Origin of the sequence: Oceanobacillus phoenicis (assembly GCF_047238145.1) — a bacterium.
Classification (GTDB): Bacteria; Bacillota; Bacilli; order Bacillales; family Amphibacillaceae; genus Oceanobacillus.
The window spans coordinates 74,673-92,834 of sequence record NZ_JBDFME010000001.1; the positions used below are offsets into that span (position 1 = coordinate 74,673).

23 protein-coding genes and 1 other annotated feature are annotated in these 18,162 nt (G+C 35.1%); of the genes, 6 read left to right on the top strand and 17 right to left on the bottom strand.

Annotated features, from left to right (window positions below):
* Positions 1 to 34: 34 nt before the first annotated feature.
* A complete protein-coding gene (locus ABC346_RS00420; protein WP_413233011.1) occupies positions 35 to 1,420 on the top strand; it encodes a S1C family serine protease in 1,386 nt (461 codons plus the stop codon).
* A gap of 354 nt (positions 1,421 to 1,774) precedes the next feature.
* Here ABC346_RS00420 and ABC346_RS00425 read toward each other — a convergent pair whose 3' ends face one another.
* Positions 1,775 to 2,449: a yteA family sporulation protein gene (locus tag ABC346_RS00425; protein ID WP_413233012.1), complete on the bottom strand. Its 675-nt coding sequence runs from the start codon at positions 2,447 to 2,449 to the stop codon at positions 1,775 to 1,777.
* Between the two features lie 209 nt (positions 2,450 to 2,658).
* Here ABC346_RS00425 and ABC346_RS00430 point away from each other — a divergent pair, with 209 nt between their 5' ends.
* Positions 2,659 to 3,555, top strand: a complete 897-nt coding sequence (locus ABC346_RS00430; protein WP_413233013.1) for an NAD(P)-dependent oxidoreductase — start codon at positions 2,659 to 2,661, stop codon at positions 3,553 to 3,555.
* A gap of 102 nt (positions 3,556 to 3,657) precedes the next feature.
* On the opposite strand, the gene ABC346_RS00435 is transcribed toward ABC346_RS00430, so the two are convergent.
* Positions 3,658 to 3,951, bottom strand: a complete 294-nt coding sequence (locus tag ABC346_RS00435) for a hypothetical protein (RefSeq protein WP_413233014.1) — start codon at positions 3,949 to 3,951, stop codon at positions 3,658 to 3,660.
* 82 nt (positions 3,952 to 4,033) lie between these two features.
* Entirely contained in the window at positions 4,034 to 4,231 is a 198-nt protein-coding gene (gene cspD, locus ABC346_RS00440; protein WP_011064983.1) for a cold-shock protein CspD, read from the bottom strand.
* Positions 4,232 to 4,659: 428 nt separating this feature from the next.
* On the opposite strand from cspD, the gene ABC346_RS00445 reads away from it, so the two are divergent.
* Positions 4,660 to 5,796, top strand: coding sequence for a glycosyltransferase family 2 protein (locus tag ABC346_RS00445; RefSeq protein WP_413233015.1), 1,137 nt, complete (start codon positions 4,660 to 4,662; stop codon positions 5,794 to 5,796).
* 182 nt (positions 5,797 to 5,978) lie between these two features.
* On the opposite strand, the gene ABC346_RS00450 is transcribed toward ABC346_RS00445, so the two are convergent.
* The 5 genes from ABC346_RS00450 to ABC346_RS00470 all read right to left on the bottom strand — a co-directional run bounded on the left by ABC346_RS00450 (position 5,979) and on the right by ABC346_RS00470 (position 8,041).
* Positions 5,979 to 6,185: a hypothetical protein gene (locus ABC346_RS00450; RefSeq protein WP_413233016.1), complete on the bottom strand. Its 207-nt coding sequence runs from the start codon at positions 6,183 to 6,185 to the stop codon at positions 5,979 to 5,981.
* A gap of 15 nt (positions 6,186 to 6,200) precedes the next feature.
* On the bottom strand, positions 6,201 to 6,569 hold the full coding sequence (locus tag ABC346_RS00455) for a DUF2642 domain-containing protein (RefSeq protein ID WP_413233017.1): 369 nt from the start codon (positions 6,567 to 6,569) through the stop codon (positions 6,201 to 6,203).
* Between the two features lie 95 nt (positions 6,570 to 6,664).
* Positions 6,665 to 7,096, bottom strand: coding sequence for a spore coat protein (locus ABC346_RS00460; RefSeq protein WP_011064979.1), 432 nt, complete (start codon positions 7,094 to 7,096; stop codon positions 6,665 to 6,667).
* Positions 7,097 to 7,128: 32 nt separating this feature from the next.
* Positions 7,129 to 7,698: a spore coat protein gene (locus ABC346_RS00465; protein ID WP_413233018.1), complete on the bottom strand. Its 570-nt coding sequence runs from the start codon at positions 7,696 to 7,698 to the stop codon at positions 7,129 to 7,131.
* A gap of 124 nt (positions 7,699 to 7,822) precedes the next feature.
* The gene (locus ABC346_RS00470; RefSeq protein ID WP_011064977.1) at positions 7,823 to 8,041 is read right to left on the bottom strand and encodes a hypothetical protein; all 219 of its coding nucleotides are present in this window, start codon (positions 8,039 to 8,041) and stop codon (positions 7,823 to 7,825) included.
* Between the two features lie 310 nt (positions 8,042 to 8,351).
* On the opposite strand from ABC346_RS00470, the gene trhO reads away from it, so the two are divergent.
* Positions 8,352 to 9,323: an oxygen-dependent tRNA uridine(34) hydroxylase TrhO gene (gene trhO / locus ABC346_RS00475; protein WP_413233019.1), complete on the top strand. Its 972-nt coding sequence runs from the start codon at positions 8,352 to 8,354 to the stop codon at positions 9,321 to 9,323.
* 50 nt (positions 9,324 to 9,373) lie between these two features.
* Here the strand turns inward: trhO and ABC346_RS00480 are convergent, their stop codons facing one another.
* Positions 9,374 to 10,054, bottom strand: a complete 681-nt coding sequence (locus ABC346_RS00480) for a GNAT family N-acetyltransferase (protein WP_413233020.1) — start codon at positions 10,052 to 10,054, stop codon at positions 9,374 to 9,376.
* Positions 10,055 to 10,122: 68 nt separating this feature from the next.
* On the opposite strand from ABC346_RS00480, the gene ABC346_RS00485 reads away from it, so the two are divergent.
* Positions 10,123 to 10,599, top strand: a complete 477-nt coding sequence (locus tag ABC346_RS00485) for a glutathione peroxidase (protein WP_413233021.1) — start codon at positions 10,123 to 10,125, stop codon at positions 10,597 to 10,599.
* Positions 10,600 to 10,700: 101 nt separating this feature from the next.
* On the opposite strand, the gene ABC346_RS00490 is transcribed toward ABC346_RS00485, so the two are convergent.
* The 8 genes from ABC346_RS00490 to ABC346_RS00525 all read right to left on the bottom strand — a co-directional run bounded on the left by ABC346_RS00490 (position 10,701) and on the right by ABC346_RS00525 (position 17,195).
* A complete protein-coding gene (locus ABC346_RS00490; protein WP_413233022.1) occupies positions 10,701 to 11,864 on the bottom strand; it encodes a M20 family metallopeptidase in 1,164 nt (387 codons plus the stop codon).
* Between the two features lie 18 nt (positions 11,865 to 11,882).
* On the bottom strand, positions 11,883 to 12,401 hold the full coding sequence (locus ABC346_RS00495) for a cysteine hydrolase family protein (protein ID WP_413233023.1): 519 nt from the start codon (positions 12,399 to 12,401) through the stop codon (positions 11,883 to 11,885).
* A gap of 45 nt (positions 12,402 to 12,446) precedes the next feature.
* A complete protein-coding gene (locus tag ABC346_RS00500) occupies positions 12,447 to 13,220 on the bottom strand; it encodes a DUF1129 domain-containing protein (RefSeq protein WP_413233024.1) in 774 nt (257 codons plus the stop codon).
* On the bottom strand, positions 13,217 to 13,552 hold the full coding sequence (locus tag ABC346_RS00505; protein ID WP_413233025.1) for a PadR family transcriptional regulator: 336 nt from the start codon (positions 13,550 to 13,552) through the stop codon (positions 13,217 to 13,219). The genes ABC346_RS00500 and ABC346_RS00505 overlap by 4 nt, the downstream gene beginning before the upstream one ends.
* A 177-nt stretch (positions 13,553 to 13,729) precedes the next feature.
* Positions 13,730 to 15,166: a proline--tRNA ligase gene (gene proS, locus ABC346_RS00510; protein WP_413233026.1), complete on the bottom strand. Its 1,437-nt coding sequence runs from the start codon at positions 15,164 to 15,166 to the stop codon at positions 13,730 to 13,732.
* Between the two features lie 63 nt (positions 15,167 to 15,229).
* Positions 15,230 to 15,447, bottom strand: a binding site (T-box leader).
* A 45-nt stretch (positions 15,448 to 15,492) separates the two neighbouring features.
* Complete coding sequence (locus ABC346_RS00515; RefSeq protein WP_413233027.1) at positions 15,493 to 16,044, bottom strand: cysteine hydrolase family protein; 552 nt, start codon at positions 16,042 to 16,044, stop codon at positions 15,493 to 15,495.
* Positions 16,045 to 16,063: 19 nt separating this feature from the next.
* A complete protein-coding gene (locus tag ABC346_RS00520; protein ID WP_413233028.1) occupies positions 16,064 to 16,549 on the bottom strand; it encodes a DUF456 domain-containing protein in 486 nt (161 codons plus the stop codon).
* 22 nt (positions 16,550 to 16,571) lie between these two features.
* Positions 16,572 to 17,195 (bottom strand): glycerol-3-phosphate acyltransferase, encoded by a 624-nt coding sequence (locus tag ABC346_RS00525; protein WP_413233029.1) that lies wholly within the window; start codon positions 17,193 to 17,195, stop codon positions 16,572 to 16,574.
* Positions 17,196 to 17,546: 351 nt separating this feature from the next.
* Here ABC346_RS00525 and ABC346_RS00530 point away from each other — a divergent pair, with 351 nt between their 5' ends.
* Positions 17,547 to 18,104, top strand: coding sequence for a M15 family metallopeptidase (locus tag ABC346_RS00530; RefSeq protein WP_413233030.1), 558 nt, complete (start codon positions 17,547 to 17,549; stop codon positions 18,102 to 18,104).
* The last annotated feature ends 58 nt before the right edge of the window (positions 18,105 to 18,162 follow it).

The following is an 18,162-nucleotide window of genomic DNA, read 5'->3' on the forward strand; positions in this document are numbered from 1 at the left end:
AAAGATATCAACATTTCATTGGAGGTGCTTTTGCATGACTTATAGAGACAATAATAATGATGAAGAAAGAATTTTTCCAGAAGAGGAGAATAAAGAAAGTCCTTCAAATATTGAGCAAGCGCAACAAGATAATGGAACTGAAAATAAAGAAGACTCATATTACGATAACCATTCATCACCATATAATGACAATGAGACAGCTTCTACATTAGAAAATGATAATAATAGCAATTCCTCATCAAAGACTAATAAAAACAAACAACGTGGGGGATGGTTACGTAGTTTTTCTGGAGGAGCTATTGGTGGGATAATTTCCTCACTTATTATCTTGATGCTATTAGGTAACAATATACTTCCATCTTCAGATACTTCAGTAGAAAGTAATCAAGGTAATTCAGAGGGAGGTAATGAAACTTCGAACATTGTTCAAACCCTAGCTTCTGATGATGCGGAAAAATCCACTAATATTGATGAAGTATCTAAAGCTGTTGTTGGTGTTATTAATAAACAACAGCAAAGCGTGTGGGAAGGCAGTCAAGAGGCTGGCACCGGTTCCGGTATTATCTATAAAAAAGAAGATGGAAATGCCTATGTTGTAACCAATCAACATGTTGTTGATGGAGCACAAGAAGTAGAAGTTGTTATCGATGAAGAGCATCGTATTTCTGCTGAAGTACTTGGCGTAGACTCTTTAAGTGACTTAGCAGTACTTGAAATAGATGGTGAAAATGTGGACACTATTGCCAACTTTGGTTCTAGTACCGATACACAAGTCGGAGAAACCGTTCTAGCCATTGGAAATCCACTTGGTATGGAATTTGTAAATACAGTTACAAAGGGAATTATTAGTGGGTTAAACCGTTCTGTAGAAGTAGACACCAATAGTGATGGTAGAGCAGATTGGATTACTGAAGTGCTACAAACTGATGCAGCTATAAATCCTGGAAACAGTGGTGGAGCACTAGTTAATGAAAACGGCGATGTTATTGGTATCAATTCCATGAAAATTGCGCAGAGCAGTGTAGAAGGAATTGGATTTGCCATACCAGTAGATGAAGCCTTACCAATCATCGAACAGTTAGAAACAGAAGGTGAGGTGTCTCGTCCACTTATCGGAATTAGTACAGCTCCACTAAATCAAGTGCCTGCACAGTATCGTGCTGAGATAGAAATTCCAGATGATATAGAGGGCGGTATGGTTATTGCAGATGTTCAAGCTAATTCACCAGCAGATAATGCTGGTTTAGAACAATTTGATGTAATCACTAAAGTTAATGATCAGGAAGTAACTTCTATTATAGAATTACGTAAACATCTTTATGAGAATGGAGAAGCTGGTGAACATGTTAAAATCGAATATGTTCGTGATGGTGAAGTACATTCCATCACATTAAAATTAGATGAATTTCAGGCAGAATAAAATTTTAAGTGTCAGATTATTTTTAAGAGGTTGGGACTAATAAAATATAAATCCGAATGGATGGTATTGACAAACCCGCTTCAGAAATATACTCTGTTTTATCCAGCGGCGGCTGTGAGCCTCTGGATGCTAAGCATTCCGGGGTCTCTCCTATTCCTCACTCCCACAGGACAAGGAAGATCTCGGCAGCATTGCATCGCACGCAGAAAATCGATTTTTGATTTTCAAAAAGTCTCCGTATATTTCTTACGCTTATTCTAATTGGCATCCGTCTTTTGATTAAAACTTTTTATTATGTCACAACCTCTTTTTATTTTATTTAGCTTAATCTTACATACCTTTGTCCGATCTTTGTTAATTCCATTCTTCATCTAAATCTGCTTCATACTTTTCATGATTCGGCATCACTTTTTCATATTTCCCGTAAATATTGGCTGCAGCAAAATCACTTATATCCTCTGTTAGTTCCTCACTATTGGCATACATATCATCATAGTTTTCATGGTCACCGTATAAATCGGATGGGGTTTCTGACGTTCCATACTGACTAACATCTTGCCAGGCGTCCTCTCTATCATACACATTTTGTTCATCTTCATATTTTTCATCCGGATTGAGATTAGGACTATACGATTGCTCCTCAGTAGGTCGATACCTTTCTCTGCCACCTTCATTTGCATGTTCGATACAACGATCGGTGGTTGGAATCGCCTCTAACCTTTCGTAGGGTATATCTTCTCCACATACCGTACAAATACCATAGCTTCCTTCTTCAATCGCATGTAGTGCCTTATTAATGTCTTCCAATTCTTTTTCCGTATGCTCTTGTAATGCAATGTCTTTTTCTCTTTCAAACAATTCTGTCCCAGTGTCTCCAGGATGATTATCGTAATTGGATAGTTCTCCAACATTCTCACGTGCAAACTCTACATCCAGCCCAAAAGTATGGCTTTGCGCATGCTCAATTAACATAGATTGTCTTCGCAGTAAGTCATCCTTACATTGGAGTTGTTGTTGTTTGGATATCATAAAATTTTTTCTCCCCCTTTTGGTGCATGCTTTCGTTGAAACAATAAAATAATGGCTATTTATACTATGTGTGATTTTAAATGAATGATTCCTTTTCAAACATCCCAATTACTGACAAGACTAATTATATTTTTTCCACATGTAAGAAGGATTCATAGGAATTTTGTAGAATGGTTGTATAGGTCTTAAAATAAGGAGAATGATGAAAAATGTTATCAGCTAAAACAACTACGATAGGTTTCATTGGTACGGGAGTAATGGGGAAAAGCATGGCTAAAAATCTGATCAATGCCGGGTACACTTTACGAATATTCACAAGAACTAAATCCAAGGCTGATGATTTATTAAATATAGGAGCTAAATGGGATAAAGATATACCAACATTGGCCAAACAATGTGATGTGATCATAACAATGGTTGGTTATCCTTCAGATGTAGAAAAAGTATATTTAGGTGATCATGGATTAATAAAACATTCCAAAGAAGGTTCTTATATTATCGATATGACTACTTCTAAACCATCATTAGCTGAAGAGATTTTTTCAGTTGCGGGAAAACATGGCTTGTATGTATTAGATGCGCCTGTATCAGGGGGAGATATTGGAGCAGAAAATGGTACACTCGCTATTATGACTGGTGGTGAAAAGAAAGTGTATGATCACGTTTTTCCTATTTTTCAAGTGCTTGGGGAAAATATATCTTACCAAGGACCTGCAGGAGCTGGTCAACATACTAAAATGTCAAATCAAATAGCGATTGCTTCCAACATGATCGGGGTTTGTGAATCCATATTATATGCAAAAAAAGCCGGACTTGACCCGAAAAAAGTATTGGCCACTATTTCTACTGGAGCTGCAGCTAGTTTCTCACTTTCAAAATTAGGAGCAAGGATGCTTGAAAATGACTTTGCTCCAGGATTCTATGTAAAACATTTTATTAAAGACATGAAAATTGCGCTTGAATCTTCTCAAGAGTTCGGATTGGATACTCCTGGTTTAAGGCTTGCTATAGAATTATATGAAGAACTCGCAGATATGGGTGAACAGGATAGTGGAACCCAAGCCTTAATCAAAAATCTTGCCTACAGATCCGAAATGACATTATAGATACGTTATTTGCACTGTTAGTGGAAATAACAACTAAAACCCACCTAAAACGTAACTAAGTCCGGTTTGTCTAATACAATAAAAAGCCAAGAAATGATCCGATTATTCCCGCTTCATTTCTTGGCTTTTTTCAGATACAACCATTGCTAAATCATCATTACCATACGCTTGAAGAATCTGGATAACTAATTCCGTATCAATCGTATCTGACTCAGAAGCGTTAACTGTCCAATCGATAACTTCTTTAAGAATGTAATTATTCATTTGTGTTGGATAAGCTTCTCCATAAACAGTAAATGGGTCAAGCTGATGGTTTACGCACCATTGTGCAAATATAAGCACCATTCTTTTTTCATCTTCTTGATATTGACGAATTACTTTTTCATTTTTATCCATATATACACTTCCCTTATAACAACACAGTAAAAGAAGAAAAGGACTACCGAGTTTGGTAGTCCTTGTTTATTTTAACGATTAATTATAAACGAACAACGTTAGCAGCTTGTGGGCCGCGGTTACCTTCAACAATTTCAAATTCTACATCTTGACCTTCTTCAAGAGTTTTGAAACCATCAGCTTGGATAGCTGAGAAATGTACGAATACATCGTCTCCATCTTCACGCTCGATGAAACCAAATCCTTTTTCTGCATTAAACCATTTTACTTTACCAGTCATTAGAATGACCTCCTTTAACAAGATCTGCAAGTAAATTGAATCCTAAATACTTTTACACCATCTTGAAAAAGAGACCGTAAAGTATTTCTGAAACTCCAATTTCCTTTTGCAACTTTATTTTACTCTTTTTGTCAGTAAATTGCAAGCGTTTATCTTAGCGCAAAATCTGACATTATTCGCTATTTCCAAGCTCAATCTTCCATTAAAAAATACTAAAGATTTAATGAAAAATTACCATTAATTAAGCATGATTTTCTAAGTCAGCACATAAATTTTAACTTTGAATGGAGGAATATAAATTGAACACTCTTCTCGTTTGTATTATTAATAGCATAAATAAACAAACACTTCTAAATACATTGCAATCCCTAAAACCCCTACACTCACAAATTTTAGAAATTCGATGTATTAGTTTAAAAAGTAACAGTTTGACGAAAGATATTAACCATCCGTTATTAGAGCAAATCTCTCCTATAGATAACGATTTAGGTTTAACGCTTAATTATGTAATTAAAGAATCAAAAGCAACAACAGTATTATTTTTCTACAATACAGACTATTTACAGAACAATTTCTCGATAACAAAAGAAAAAATATATCATATGGAAAAGGAATATAGGAATGTAACAATTAACTATCCTGCCTTAGTTCCCGTATCAACATTACTAAAATATCCATTTCACTCAAGTAAGCATTTTGTATTTCAAGAAGCAGTCTTCCCATTATGGTTAAGTAAAGTAAATTTCAATTCATTGAAGGTATTAAATATCAAACCAACAAAGATTAATAATTCTAGATCCGAAATGGAAAAACAAAAAGTAATTCATTCTTATAGTTTTACCCCTAACTACAAGCGATCTCCTTCCATCTCTGTATTAATTTGTGCTTATAATGCTGAATCTTATATTGACACTGCAATTCATTCTGCATACTTACAAAATGAACCAGCGGATGAAATTCTTATTATGGATGATGGATCAACGGATCACACTGCTTCCCGTATTGATCAATGGAACAAGTTTCAACCTATACGTTCCTACTTTCAAAAAAATCAAGGTAAAGCGAACGCATTAAACAAGTTACTATCACTCGTTACTAGCGATTTTATTTTAGAATTAGATGCGGATGATTGGCTAGACTACAACGCTATATCAACCATTAAAAATAAACTCCACCATTTAGATAAAAAGGATGTTCTTCTTTATGGTAATTTCAGAAAATGGAAGCAACTCCCTAATGATGAAGTCATATATACCACGCATGCAAAAGGAAAACAAATTTCTCATAAACATCAATTATTTAAATACTCCTTACCTCTGGGTCCAAGAATCTATCGTACATCTAGTTTAAATGCAATTCATGGATTCCCAACCATTCCTTTTGAAGAAGGTAGACTATATGAAGATGTGACAGTACTGCATTCCTTATTGGATCAAGGAAATTTTTGTTATCATGATTTTACTATTTACAATGTAAGAGAACATGATCAAAGCATTACCAAAAATAACCATTTCAAATGGAGAGATTATGTAAAGTATATGGAACAAAATTTCAAGACAGATTAAACTTTGTGCATAAGGAATGTAAAATAATAATTAGTAATATAATGCTTCATAAAAATACCTTAATTAAAAAACGAATAATCTACTGATAGGATGGCAAAGGCGAGTCCTTTAATTTGAAACTACTCATAGACTCGCCAGCCAACCAAATGTTACCGTAGTAAATCTTTGACTAGTATCTTAACTTATGCCGCACTAGAAAAGCGGACAAAATTAATTGCACTCAAAGCAATATATCGTCTATTACTACCACTATAACCACCAGTTTCAATCACCAGAACCACTCCAAGTGAAACACTGGCTAATACGCCTTCAATAAGGTTATTGTCTGTAGCAATCTCAATTGTTGATCCTACACGAGAAGCTAATTCCGCTGCAAACGTATTATTCATTATTATCTCTCCTTTTTAAGATTCGTTTACTGTTTCGATTTTTTCAATTAAAACTAGCACTTGTTCTCCATTATCAATTAGAGCAATATAGTCATTTTGTACAGAAAGTAGAAGTCCGGATACGATTCCAAATGGAGTAGCGACATCCACATTTTCATTTAATAAGCCAAGTAATACTTGTCGAATATTACTTGGTTGACTACCACCGTTTCCGTTCTCTCCATTCCCACCACTACCAACACTAATTCCTCCCAAGTCTATACCTACATCGATACTCGGAAAATCAATTGAAAAATCGGTGTTCGTTAATGAGTTTGTATTTAAGTTTTGCAAGTTTTGAAGAAGAGATAATAACCTTGCCTGACGCTCTGTCAAATTAGCCAATTTCTTTCATCCTTCCTGTTTTTTAATTTTCCAACATAACAGGAACCCATGAATGATAAGAATTTATTGACACAATTTTATATTTTGTACTTGTATTACAAGATATCTAAATTAATAACAATTGCTACAAGCACTTGAATTAATAATTGTATATTCACTGCAATATCTGTATCTGTTGTTGTGATGGTAACATTTTTTGATTTCTCTACAATTGTTTTTTGACGGTTACTTTGTCTCGTTCCCAAGAATTGGTTTAAGTCTTGGAAAACATCGTCTGAACGATCAGAATCAAAAATGGTAATGCTGAGTACTACTGCTATAGCTACTTGAATTCCGATTTGTAAGGAAATTGCAGCTTGCGTATCTGTTGTAGTTACTCTAACACCCTCTGAATCTTTAATGATTATCCATTCATCTGAGATTTGCTCTGTAACAGATACTCCATCGAATTCTTGGTCTACATCTGCATTGTCATCAAAACGTTTGTCATCACAATGATCTAAAGCTCTCCATTCTTTTTTAGACATACTAATTCACCTCACTTTTTTTGAGAATTTAATTACAAGATATCGATCATAATTACAATAGCTACAAGTAATTGCAGTAATATTTGAATATTTATTGCTAAGTCTGTATCTGTTGTAGTTACAGTTGCGTCTTTTGTATTATAAATATAGACTTTTTGTTTATTTACTTGACTCGTACCAAGATATTGAGTCAATTCTTGAGCAACTTGTTCACTACGATCAGTGTCTCCAATGCTAAGACGAATGACAACTGCTATTGCAAGTTGAAGTGCAACTTGTAGGGATACTCCTAATTGTGTGTCTGTGGAAGTTACTGTAATGTCACAAGACTCCTTCACCCAGATTAATTCTGCTGATTCCTGTTCTAGAAATGAAAAATCCCCGTCACGTTGTGTAACTGTTGCGTCATTATCAAAGTCAAATGGGTGTGATGATGAATAACTATCAACATAAGTTGAATCACAGTCTGAATGACAAGATTCACTTTCTACATAGTCATATTGTTTTCTGTCGTCGTAGTGTCTTTCTTCATAATGTCTATCTTCATAATGTCTATCTTCGTATTGCTTTTCATCTTGTTTTGAGCTCCTAAAAACTGTCATATACTAACACTCCTTTCTAGTGGTTATAAAATACTTTATGGTAATTTAAACTAGAAGAACTGTACATCTGCACCAGTAATCTAAAAAATAAATAAAACACCTAGTATAGGTGTTTTATTTATCATTATTTTTTGTCATTTTCTTTGTCAGTTAACGTTGTTTTTTTATGATTAAATTCTTCTACTTGTTGCTTTAAGTTTTCAACCATTTCTCGTAACATTTGCTTTTGCTCATCAGATAAGTTTTTCTTTACATCGTCTTTATTAATTCCATTTTTTTTAAATATACTATCCACCATCACTTCTACAACTTTATCTGGTAAACCTGATTTGTTATCTGCCATATCAACTCACCCACTTTCTTTATTTGTCATAGTACAATCCTTCGTAAAATCTAAATTCATCATAGAATTCAAATTTCACCAAATGCTACCATCATAGTAATCAACACACTCAACTCTCTGCTTCATGCAGATACGCTTTATATTTCATCGTATGGTGCAAATTCCCATTATGACTATGCTTTTGTCTATATATTAGGAATTGAAAAAGCAATGAAGCCGTGCTACAATGTTTATTTGCAAGATAAAAAATAGTATAGATACCTACCAACATTTATATCTTGCAAATATGAATGAATAGGTGGTAAAGAAAATGGAAACAAAGCAAGAATATCAAGTATTGTTGTATTACCAATATGTAACAATTGATGACCCAGAAACTTTTGCAGCAGAGCATTTACGCTATTGCAAAGAAATTGGTTTAAAAGGACGCATCTTAGTTGCCAATGAAGGAATTAATGGAACTGTATCAGGAACCATCGAACAAACCAATGCATATATGGACCACATGCACAACGATACACGTTTCCATGATATGACATTTAAAGTAGATCCTCATGAGGGTCATGCATTTAAAAAAATGCACGTTCGCCCACGACCTGAACTAGTGACTTTACGTCTTGAAGATGATGTGAATCCATTAGAAACAACAGGAGAATATTTAGAACCAAAAGATTTTTATCAAGCATTACAAGATGAAAATACAATCGTATTGGATGCACGTAATGATTATGAATATGACTTAGGCCACTTCCGCGGCGCAATCCGACCTGATATCAAAACGTTCCGCGACCTCCCTGAATGGGTTCAAGAGAATAAGGATATGTTGGACGGTAAAAAAGTCGTTACCTATTGTACAGGTGGAATTCGTTGTGAGAAGTTTTCAGGATGGCTCGTAAAAGAAGGTTTTGAAGACGTTGCTCAATTACACGGTGGAATTGTAACTTATGGAAAAGACCCTGAAGTACAAGGTGATCTTTGGGATGGTCAACTATATGTTTTTGATGAGCGTATTAGTGTACCAGTGAATCGTAAAGAACATGTTATCGTTGGTAAAGATTACTTTGATGGCGAACCTTGCGAACGATATGTAAATTGCGCGAATCCAGAATGTAATAAACAAATACTGGCTTCAGAGGAAAATGAGCATAAATATTTACGCGGTTGTACACATGAATGTCGTGTTACTCCTCGTAACTTATATGTGAAAGAACATGAACTTACTGGAGCTCAAGTCGAAGAAAGATTACACGCAATCGGTGAATCTTTAACACAAGAAGTGTAACTATAGATAAAAGATCTGACAAACATTATCCTGTCAGATCTTTTTTTACTCTATTCATATTTAACATACTCTACATACCAAGTATCTTTTACTTGTATCATCTTTACTCCTACATATCCGTCATTTACGTATTGCTGTTGCTTTTGGATATCTCCCATTTCAATCGTTTTCATTTCTTTTACTCGATTATCATTAGCTTGAAGGTCCTTACAAAAAATATATCGGAGTTTACCACCATATTTATTCTTTAATTGGTAAATCCTCATCCCTAATGCAAATTTATCTTTTAAACTAGCTATATTAAATGGAGCTACTGTCGCTAAAATGTATCGAACATCTCTTCTATTCAACGAATCCATCCATGTTTTCCCCATAAACGTCTGTAGACCATTCCCTCGATAATCAGGATGAACATTTGATATCTCCGAATACACAATATGAGGGTATTCACTTTCTAGTAATCCGATATCTTTTCCTAACCCCTCTTCATCATTTTTAGGGTTCAGAAATGCTCGAAAGCCAATTAATGTCTTTTGATTAAATACTCCAATCATTAATTTATCACCGGATAGAATAGTAAGGAATTCCTCTTTTGACAAAGGTTCTAAACGGTCCTTATCAATTAAATCTTCCAATACGATATTCTGTAATTGCATAATTATAGGTAAATCTTCTCTAGTTAAGTATCTTACCTTTACATTTGTACCATCTCTTAATACATGTTGCATCATAACCTTACCTTTCTATTTTGACCACTCCATGAGGCATTGATATAATTTTAATAAAGGAGGGATTTTCTATGAGTGTACATGATTTTACAGCAACAACTATTGAAGGGGAAGAAAAAAGCCTTTCCGATTATAAAGGTAAAGTAATTTTAATTGTGAATACTGCAAGTAAGTGTGGCTTTACTCCACAGCTAGAAGGTCTCCAAAAATTATATGAAAAATACCGTGAAAGTGGATTTGAAATCTTAGGTTTTCCATGTAACCAGTTTGGTAATCAAGACCCTGGATCATCAGAGGAAATTTCGGCATTTTGCCAAAAGAATTATGGCGTATCTTTTCAAATGTTTAAAAAAGTTGATGTAAAAGGTAAAGATGCACACCCACTCTATAAACACCTAACTGAAGAGAAAAAAGGCATACTTGGTGAACAAATCAAATGGAATTTCACAAAGTTCCTTGTTGATCAAGATGGAAATGTTGTAGATCGTTTTTCTCCACAAAAGAACCCATCCACATTAAATAAAGATATTGAAGTATTGTTACGATAAAAATGGGAGCTGGTGAGGAATCGGATACTTTCTCTAATCGTAGGCTCACCAAGCTCTTTTTATAAAGATTCTTAAACTGCATTATTTACTCCACGTTCTTATTACTTCTTCACTTGATTAAACTCATGTCGAATTGCATGAATTAAAGCTTCATCTGTTAATAAATCATAACCCGTTTTCGCAAGCGATAATGCCCCATCATATAACGTTTTATGACCATCTTTCGTTATTGTCTGATTAGCAAACTCTGTTGTATGTGCAATAATATCCGATTTGTTCATCCCAATATATGGATGAATTGCAGGTACAACTTGACTCACATTTCCCATATCAATAGAGCCATAGGATTCTTTGGCTGGGTGTACTGGAAGTTCACTTGTTTCTGTTAAGTTTTTGGTGAATACCTCTGATAATTGTTGGTTGGTAATCATATTATCATAGCTCAACTCATAGTTTGTCATTTCTAATGATGCACCCGTCATAGCTGCGGCACCATTTGCAATATCTTTTACTTGATGCACCACACGATCTAAGTAATTTCGATCCTTTGCACGAATATAGAATTGAGCCGTCGCTTTTTCAGGTACGACATTCGCTGCTACACCACCCTCTGTAATAATTCCATGCATTCGAACATCACTAGTTACATGTTGTCGTAGAGCGTTAATTCCATTAAACAACTGAATCACACTGTCTAAGGCATTGATTCCTTGTTCAGGAGCAGCAGCTGCATGTGCAGGTTTACCCGTATAGCTAAACTGTATCGCATCCATTGCCAAAGCTTCGCCACTTTCATGGGATATATCTCCAGGATGAAGAATCATTGCAGCATCTAACTTATCAAAAACCCCTTGTTCGCTCATCGGAACTTTAGCGCCATTCGTTTCCTCAGCAGGTGTGCCGAATACATGCACCGTTCCTCCGATTACAGACATTAGCTTACTTAGCGCAATGGCAGCTCCAACACTCATTGTTCCGATTAAATTATGGCCACATCCATGTCCAACACCTGGTAGTGCATCGTATTCTGCTAAATAAGCAATCTCAGGTCCAGACTGCGCCCCCGAAAAAGTAGCATGAAATGCAGTCTGCCTTTCTACAATATTTGTCTGCACTTGAAAGCCATGCTTTTCTAGAAGATTAATAAGGAGCTTCATTGATTCAAATTCTTGATCGCCTAGTTCTGGATGGTAATATAAATGATCACTAATATCTATTAAAGTTGGTATAATTTCTTCCATCTTCTGTTTTAAAAGCCGTTTCATTTTAAACCTCCATCAACTTTATTTAAACGTACATTCGTTTCGTTTAATTACTTGCCCATACCAGCGTAATGTCTGATTGTGATGAGCAATGATTTTATCTGCAGTTAATGTATCATTATCAAATGTGCTATGCGCATTTGATATTAAGGAAACTTTATATCCCTGACTAAATGCACTTCTCATCGTCGTATCGACACATACTTCTGTTTGTATACCTGTTAAAAAGAGGTGATTAACTTCATACTTCACTAATTCATCTTGAAAATTGGTTCGGTAAAATGCATCTGGAGTTGTTTTCTGGATAACGATATCTTGGCTTTTAGGTGCTATTTCTTGTCGAATTTCCCATCCAACAGTTCCATTTTCTAATGCCTGCCCCGTCGCTTCATTATGTTGAACGTAAAAAATTGGAACGGATGATTCTCTTGCATTTGCAATGAGCATTTGCAACTCTTTTACTAACTGTTCTCCATTATAGACTCCTTCATCAAACATCGCATTTTGCACATCAATAATTACTAATGCAGATTTACCCACTCCATACACCCCAATCAAAAAGTTTATACTATTACTATCATTTTATCATTCTTTCGTATCATTCTTCAGTCGTCTTAGTTCAAAAAAGAAATAGGCTCCGATAAGTACATAACTAATTAACATCCCAATAATTAATCGATTATCTTCGGTAATATTTGTATACATTAGGAGATAACTTGGCAGGTGTAATGCAATTAACACATACGGTAGAATAGCAGTTTTTGCCCATACCGATAAGCCAATCACTAGTATAGCTGCAAGTGATGCAACTATTAAACTTGTTGTTAGACTAAAATGATACATCGGGGATGAATATAAATGATTGATAAACAGCACTGCCATATAAAACAACATACTTAAAATAATTGGTACAGCAATAATCACATATTGTTTTATTCCTAATGATTGCTTTCGTGAAACATATCGAAAGGCTATGACGGTTCCTGTTAAAAAGAAAATACCGTGTAACACTATACCTATGATTTGTAGCAAACTATAGTTTAGTGTAAAACTGCTTCCTTCTAATAAATTTCCAAATATACTAAAGGATATGCCACCAATTAAAATTAATGGTATATACATCATCCAAGATGTTACATCTACTTTCATTTCTTTTGAGATCATTTGCATATACTCTTCTGGGGAATCCCCCACTACATGATGAATATTTTTCCCTGATTCTTCCGCCTCCATTAAGTGACCTTGTAATTCTTCTACAATTTCATCGATTTCTTCTGTTTTTTTACCACTTGCGAATAGGTATAATCGAAGGTTCTCTATAAAACGAACACTTTCTTTACTTAATGATTCCGCACTCATTGTTTATCCTCACTTTCTTTTTGTAAAATGTCATTCACACTCGATTGAAGTTGATGCCATTTTGTTATAAATTCTTCTAATTCTTTCTTTCCTTCTTCTGTTAATGAATAATATTTTCTTTGCGGCCCAGCAGTTGATGCTTTTTTTACTGATTGAACTAGATTTTCTCGTTGCATTCTCATAAGTAACGGATAAATTGTTCCTTCACTGACATGATGAAATCCATATTCGCTTAATTTCTGAGCCATTTCGTATCCATAACATTCTTCACCATGGATGATCGCGAGTAGACAACCGTCTAGTATCCCTTTCATCATTTGTGTTTGTGACATTGCATTGCCTCCACTTATTATCATGTAATGTATGATATTAAAAAAGCATATACCTTGTAACACAAGGTATATGCTTAGTATATATTTCACTATCTTGTATTGCAAGGTATATAGTAAATAAAATAACGATAATTCAAATATCACTCTGAATTACCGTTCATTCCTCTCCTACATATTTTAGTATGCTCTAGCCCAATATACTAGTTCTTTCGCTTCTTTGCCACAGCATACACAAGTGTCTGCTACTTTTTCTTCTTCAAAAGGTATACAGCGAGATGTTGCGGTTGTTTCTTCTTTAATGGATTCCTCACAACTCACATCTCCACACCACATCGCTTTAATAAATCCACCATTCTCGATTTTCTCTTTAAATTCATCCATATCTTTTGCAACAGTAGTCATCTCATGTCGATGATCTAATGCACGTTGATATAAATTCGATTGAACTTCATCAAGCAATTCAACTAAACGAGTTTCCACATCCGCTACTGGAACGAACTCTTTCTCTCCAGTATCACGTCGTACCAGGACAACTTGTTCTTTTTCGATATCTTTTGGACCCATTTCTACACGTACAGGTATCCCTTTCATTTCATATTCATTGAACTTCCAACCTGGCATCTTATCACTACCGTCAATATCTACACGAGCAACTTTTGCTAATTTATCACGTAATTCATAAGCTTTATCAAGTACGCCTTCTTTATGTTGAGCAATCGGAACAATCATTGCCTGCGTTGGTGCAATTTTTGGAGGAACAACAAGTCCACGATTATCTCCATGTACCATAATCAAAGCACCCATAATACGCGTTGATAATCCCCAAGAAGTTTGATGAACAAATTGGCTCTTACCATCTTTATCAAGATAATTAATATCAAATGCTTCTGCAAACCCGGTGCCAAAATGGTGAGACGTTCCTGATTGTAAAGCCTTACCGTCATGCATCAATGCTTCGATCGTAAGTGTAAATTTTGCACCAGCAAATTTTTCTTTATCTGTTTTTCTTCCTTTTAATACAGGGACAGCTAAATACTCTTCCACAAGTTTTGCATAAGTTTCTAACATGCGATTTGTTTCTTCAGTTGCTTCTTCATCAGTAGCATGTGCAGTATGACCTTCTTGCCAATGGAATTCTGAAGAACGCAAGAATGGACGTGTTGTCTTCTCCCAACGAACAACATTTCCCCATTGATTATATAGCTTCGGAAGGTCACGATACGAATGAATATTATTGGAATAGTAGTCACAGAAAAGCACTTCTGATGTTGGACGAACCGCAATACGTTCTGTTAATTCTTCTTCTCCTCCATGAGTTACCCATGCAACTTCAGGAGCAAACCCTTCTACGTGATCTTTTTCCTTTTGGAGCAAGCTTTCTGGTATAAATAATGGAAAGGCTACATTTGTATGTCCAGTTTCTTTAAACATACGATCCAATTCATTTTTGATATTTTCCCAAATTGCATAACCATATGGTTTAATAATCATTGTTCCTCTAACTTGACCATAATCTACCAAGTCTGCTTGCTTCACAACATCGGTATACCATTGTGCAAAATCGTCTTCCATCGCAGTAATTTTTTCCACGAACTGTTTATTTTTCTTTCCCACTTCTTACACCTCATTTTCATCTATTTAAAATGTATTTGAAAACACAAAAAATCCTCCATCCGTAAAAGGGACCGAGGTCTGGTGGTACCACCCTTGTTTGCATCCAGATTGGATACACACTTTACTTAGGTAACGGATTTCACCGCGCACATCTTACAGCAGAGCCTTTCGATGGCGAACTCAGGAGGCAGGTTCCTAAAATTAACTATGGAAGATTCTCAGCAATCTCTTCCTCTCTGTGTTAGATATATAAAAGTACTAGTCTCCGTCAACGCTTCATTATGTTTTAAATATATAGTCAGACGCTGTGAAAGTCAAGTGTGCGACTATCTTATTTCGGCACCAATCGACTGTTCAAAATGCCCAAGCGCCCATTCATGTCCCAGCTGATTAAAACTAGCCACTGCATCCTGATGAATTACAATTCGAAAGCCTTTATTATATGCATCTACAGCTGTATGCAAAACACATATGTCCGTGCAAACACCAACAAGATGGACTTCTTCAATTCCACGTTCTCTTAGCTTTAACTCTAAGTCTGTTCCAGCAAATGCACTATATCTTGTTTTATCAAAGTAATAGACATTTTCCTGTTCTCTTATACGTTGATAGACGGATTCTAACTCTCCAAATAATTGCCTACCTTTTGTGCCAACTATATTATGTGGAGGAAATAGTTTTTGTTCGGGATGATATTCATCATCCGGTTGATGTGCATCAATAGCGAACACGACATAATTTCCTTGTTCAGCAAATGTTTTTGTTATTTGTACGATTTTACTTTCTATGACTTGTCCAGGTTTTCCAGTAGTAAGTGCACCATCTTCTGCTACAAAATCAATAGTATAATCAATATTAATTAATGCTTTCTTTGACATCTACTCTAAACTCCCTTTCTTAAAACAAGATTAAAATAAAGAACCAAATAATCATGATTAGCTGTAAGACGATCTTTGCAACGGAACCACCTAAGAAACCGATAAGCGAACCAATTGCGGATCGAAACGCTTCTTTAAACGTTCGATTTTGGATTTTTTCAACAAACAATACCACTAAAAACGGTATATAAATGATTCCAAATGGAGGGGTTATGAATGAACCAATAATCACAGCAACAGCTGCTGCCCTCTCCCCTGTTTTACTGCCTCCAAAACGACGTACAAAATAGCTATTCGCAATAATATCAGCACCAAATAAGAGAATGGTAATAAGTACCATTGCAATCCAGAATAACGTATTTAATTGATCTCCGCTCAAAACAAATTGATATAGCAAAAAACCAATCCAAATTACTAAAACGGAAGGTATAATTGGAAAAATAATACCTATAAAACTAGCGACAAATAATAGTGCGATAATGATCCATATGATAATGTCAAACAAAGTTATACCTCCAATCACTTCTCTAACTTGCTTTTTTCCCAAACATACTGGATAGTTTTGTTTCTTCTTTTCCTATTATCCGCTTATAATTTTCTATATGTTTATAAATACTCAAAACAGATAACCCGATTACGATGAAAAATGGGACTAAACCAAAAAAGGAGTAGGTTGTTATGAGAAATGAGATATACATACCTAATACTCCGATCGCCAAATAATCCGTAGCGATAGTAAATACTATAAGTATTCCTATCCCAATCAATGCTATTCTCCAGTCAATCGCCATTACAGCTCCGACAAGTGATGCAGTACCTTTTCCACCACTAAAACGCATCGTTATCGGGTAGTTATGTCCTATAATAACAAATAGTGTTGTTAAATAGATATAAATATGTTGTTCTTGAGTTGGTATTGCATTTCCGTGAAGTAATATTAATAGTAATAATATAGCGGCAGTTGCTTTAAATATATCAATGATTGCTACGGCAACTCCATACTTCCAACCTAATAAAATGGTTGTATTAGATGCACCTGCATTCTTTACCCCTTCTTCTTTAATATTAATCCCTTTAAGCTTACCTACGATTTGAGAACCATGTATACAGCCAAATAAATACCCTAGTATACAAGCAACAACAGAATACATTTTTCTCCCCCCTTTAATCATCACCACACTGATCAATTATTCGTAAGACAGTATCTCATGAAGTATATGCTCGAGTGGAAGCTAATACGTTAGGTAAGTCTCGATTCCCAGATCATTTAAAGAAATTCCTTCAAATGAAGTAGTCTCACTTCATTATATGGTTACGCTTTCACATAATCAATTACCTTTTTACATGGAGGAGTCTATTTCTAAGTGTTCACCTGTTTTCAACGAATAGATAGATAATCATGACAATTTTTCTTCAATACGTATAATTTAATTTCCCTAGAAGCATATCCATGTTATTCTTTGAGAGACATAAATTTTGTCACAAAAGGAGCAAAAAGCTTAATGAGAGGCTTGACACATTTTATAACTACATGGATGCTCATTACCCTTTTTGTAGCTATTGTTTTTATGATTTATCAAGAAGCAAATCAACCTGAGACCATATATGTAGGAGAAGAAGCAACAGAGGCTTCTGAATTACACCCCGTTGTGGAAAAATATAAAGATGAGTTGATTGATCGAGCTTCTAAGATAGATATTGATGTCATGATAACGGATGATGTCCGTTCCAAAGAGAGACAGGATGAACTTTATGCAAGAGGACGGACCACAGAAGGAGCCATTGTAACGCATGCTCAAGGTGGAGAAAGCTATCATAATTATGGACTAGCTATTGATTATGCTATTAAAGACAATAATGGCAATGTGATATGGGATATTCATCACGATGGCAATGACAATGGCGAATCCGATTGGTTTGAAGTAGCTGAGATTGCAAAAGATATTGGTTTTGAATGGGGAGGCGATTGGCAGCACTTTAAAGATTACCCTCACCTTCAAATGACATTTGGCTTAAGTATAGACGAGCTTCAAAAAGGCTACAGGCCTCCAGATAAATAAAGAACCATTCATGTTTACTTGAACGTTTTAACATCGGTATCATGAATGGTTTTGTTTA

Bases quoted from the DNA above. Each gene is read 5' to 3' on its own strand.
- ABC346_RS00435 (WP_413233014.1), bottom strand. From the start codon at position 3,951: ATGGATAAAAATGAAAAAGTAATTCGTCAATATCAAGAAGATGAAAAA.
- ABC346_RS00530 (WP_413233030.1), top strand. From the start codon at position 17,547: ATGAGAGGCTTGACACATTTTATAACTACATGGATGCTCATTACCCTT.
- ABC346_RS00500 (WP_413233024.1), bottom strand. From the start codon at position 13,220: ATGAGTGCGGAATCATTAAGTAAAGAAAGTGTTCGTTTTATAGAGAAC.
- ABC346_RS00450 (WP_413233016.1), bottom strand. From the start codon at position 6,185: ATGAATAATACGTTTGCAGCGGAATTAGCTTCTCGTGTAGGATCAACA.
- ABC346_RS00515 (WP_413233027.1), bottom strand. From the start codon at position 16,044: ATGTCAAAGAAAGCATTAATTAATATTGATTATACTATTGATTTTGTA.
- ABC346_RS00480 (WP_413233020.1), bottom strand. From the start codon at position 10,054: ATGATGCAACATGTATTAAGAGATGGTACAAATGTAAAGGTAAGATAC.
- ABC346_RS00460 (WP_011064979.1), bottom strand. From the start codon at position 7,096: ATGTCTAAAAAAGAATGGAGAGCTTTAGATCATTGTGATGACAAACGT.
- ABC346_RS00430 (WP_413233013.1), top strand. From the start codon at position 2,659: ATGTTATCAGCTAAAACAACTACGATAGGTTTCATTGGTACGGGAGTA.
- trhO (WP_413233019.1), top strand. From the start codon at position 8,352: ATGGAAACAAAGCAAGAATATCAAGTATTGTTGTATTACCAATATGTA.
- ABC346_RS00465 (WP_413233018.1), bottom strand. From the start codon at position 7,698: ATGACAGTTTTTAGGAGCTCAAAACAAGATGAAAAGCAATACGAAGAT.
- ABC346_RS00470 (WP_011064977.1), bottom strand. From the start codon at position 8,041: ATGGCAGATAACAAATCAGGTTTACCAGATAAAGTTGTAGAAGTGATG.
- ABC346_RS00490 (WP_413233022.1), bottom strand. From the start codon at position 11,864: ATGAAACGGCTTTTAAAACAGAAGATGGAAGAAATTATACCAACTTTA.
- ABC346_RS00485 (WP_413233021.1), top strand. From the start codon at position 10,123: ATGAGTGTACATGATTTTACAGCAACAACTATTGAAGGGGAAGAAAAA.
- ABC346_RS00505 (WP_413233025.1), bottom strand. From the start codon at position 13,552: ATGTCACAAACACAAATGATGAAAGGGATACTAGACGGTTGTCTACTC.
- ABC346_RS00420 (WP_413233011.1), top strand. From the start codon at position 35: ATGACTTATAGAGACAATAATAATGATGAAGAAAGAATTTTTCCAGAA.
- cspD (WP_011064983.1), bottom strand. From the start codon at position 4,231: ATGACTGGTAAAGTAAAATGGTTTAATGCAGAAAAAGGATTTGGTTTC.
- ABC346_RS00525 (WP_413233029.1), bottom strand. From the start codon at position 17,195: ATGTATTCTGTTGTTGCTTGTATACTAGGGTATTTATTTGGCTGTATA.
- ABC346_RS00425 (WP_413233012.1), bottom strand. From the start codon at position 2,449: ATGATATCCAAACAACAACAACTCCAATGTAAGGATGACTTACTGCGA.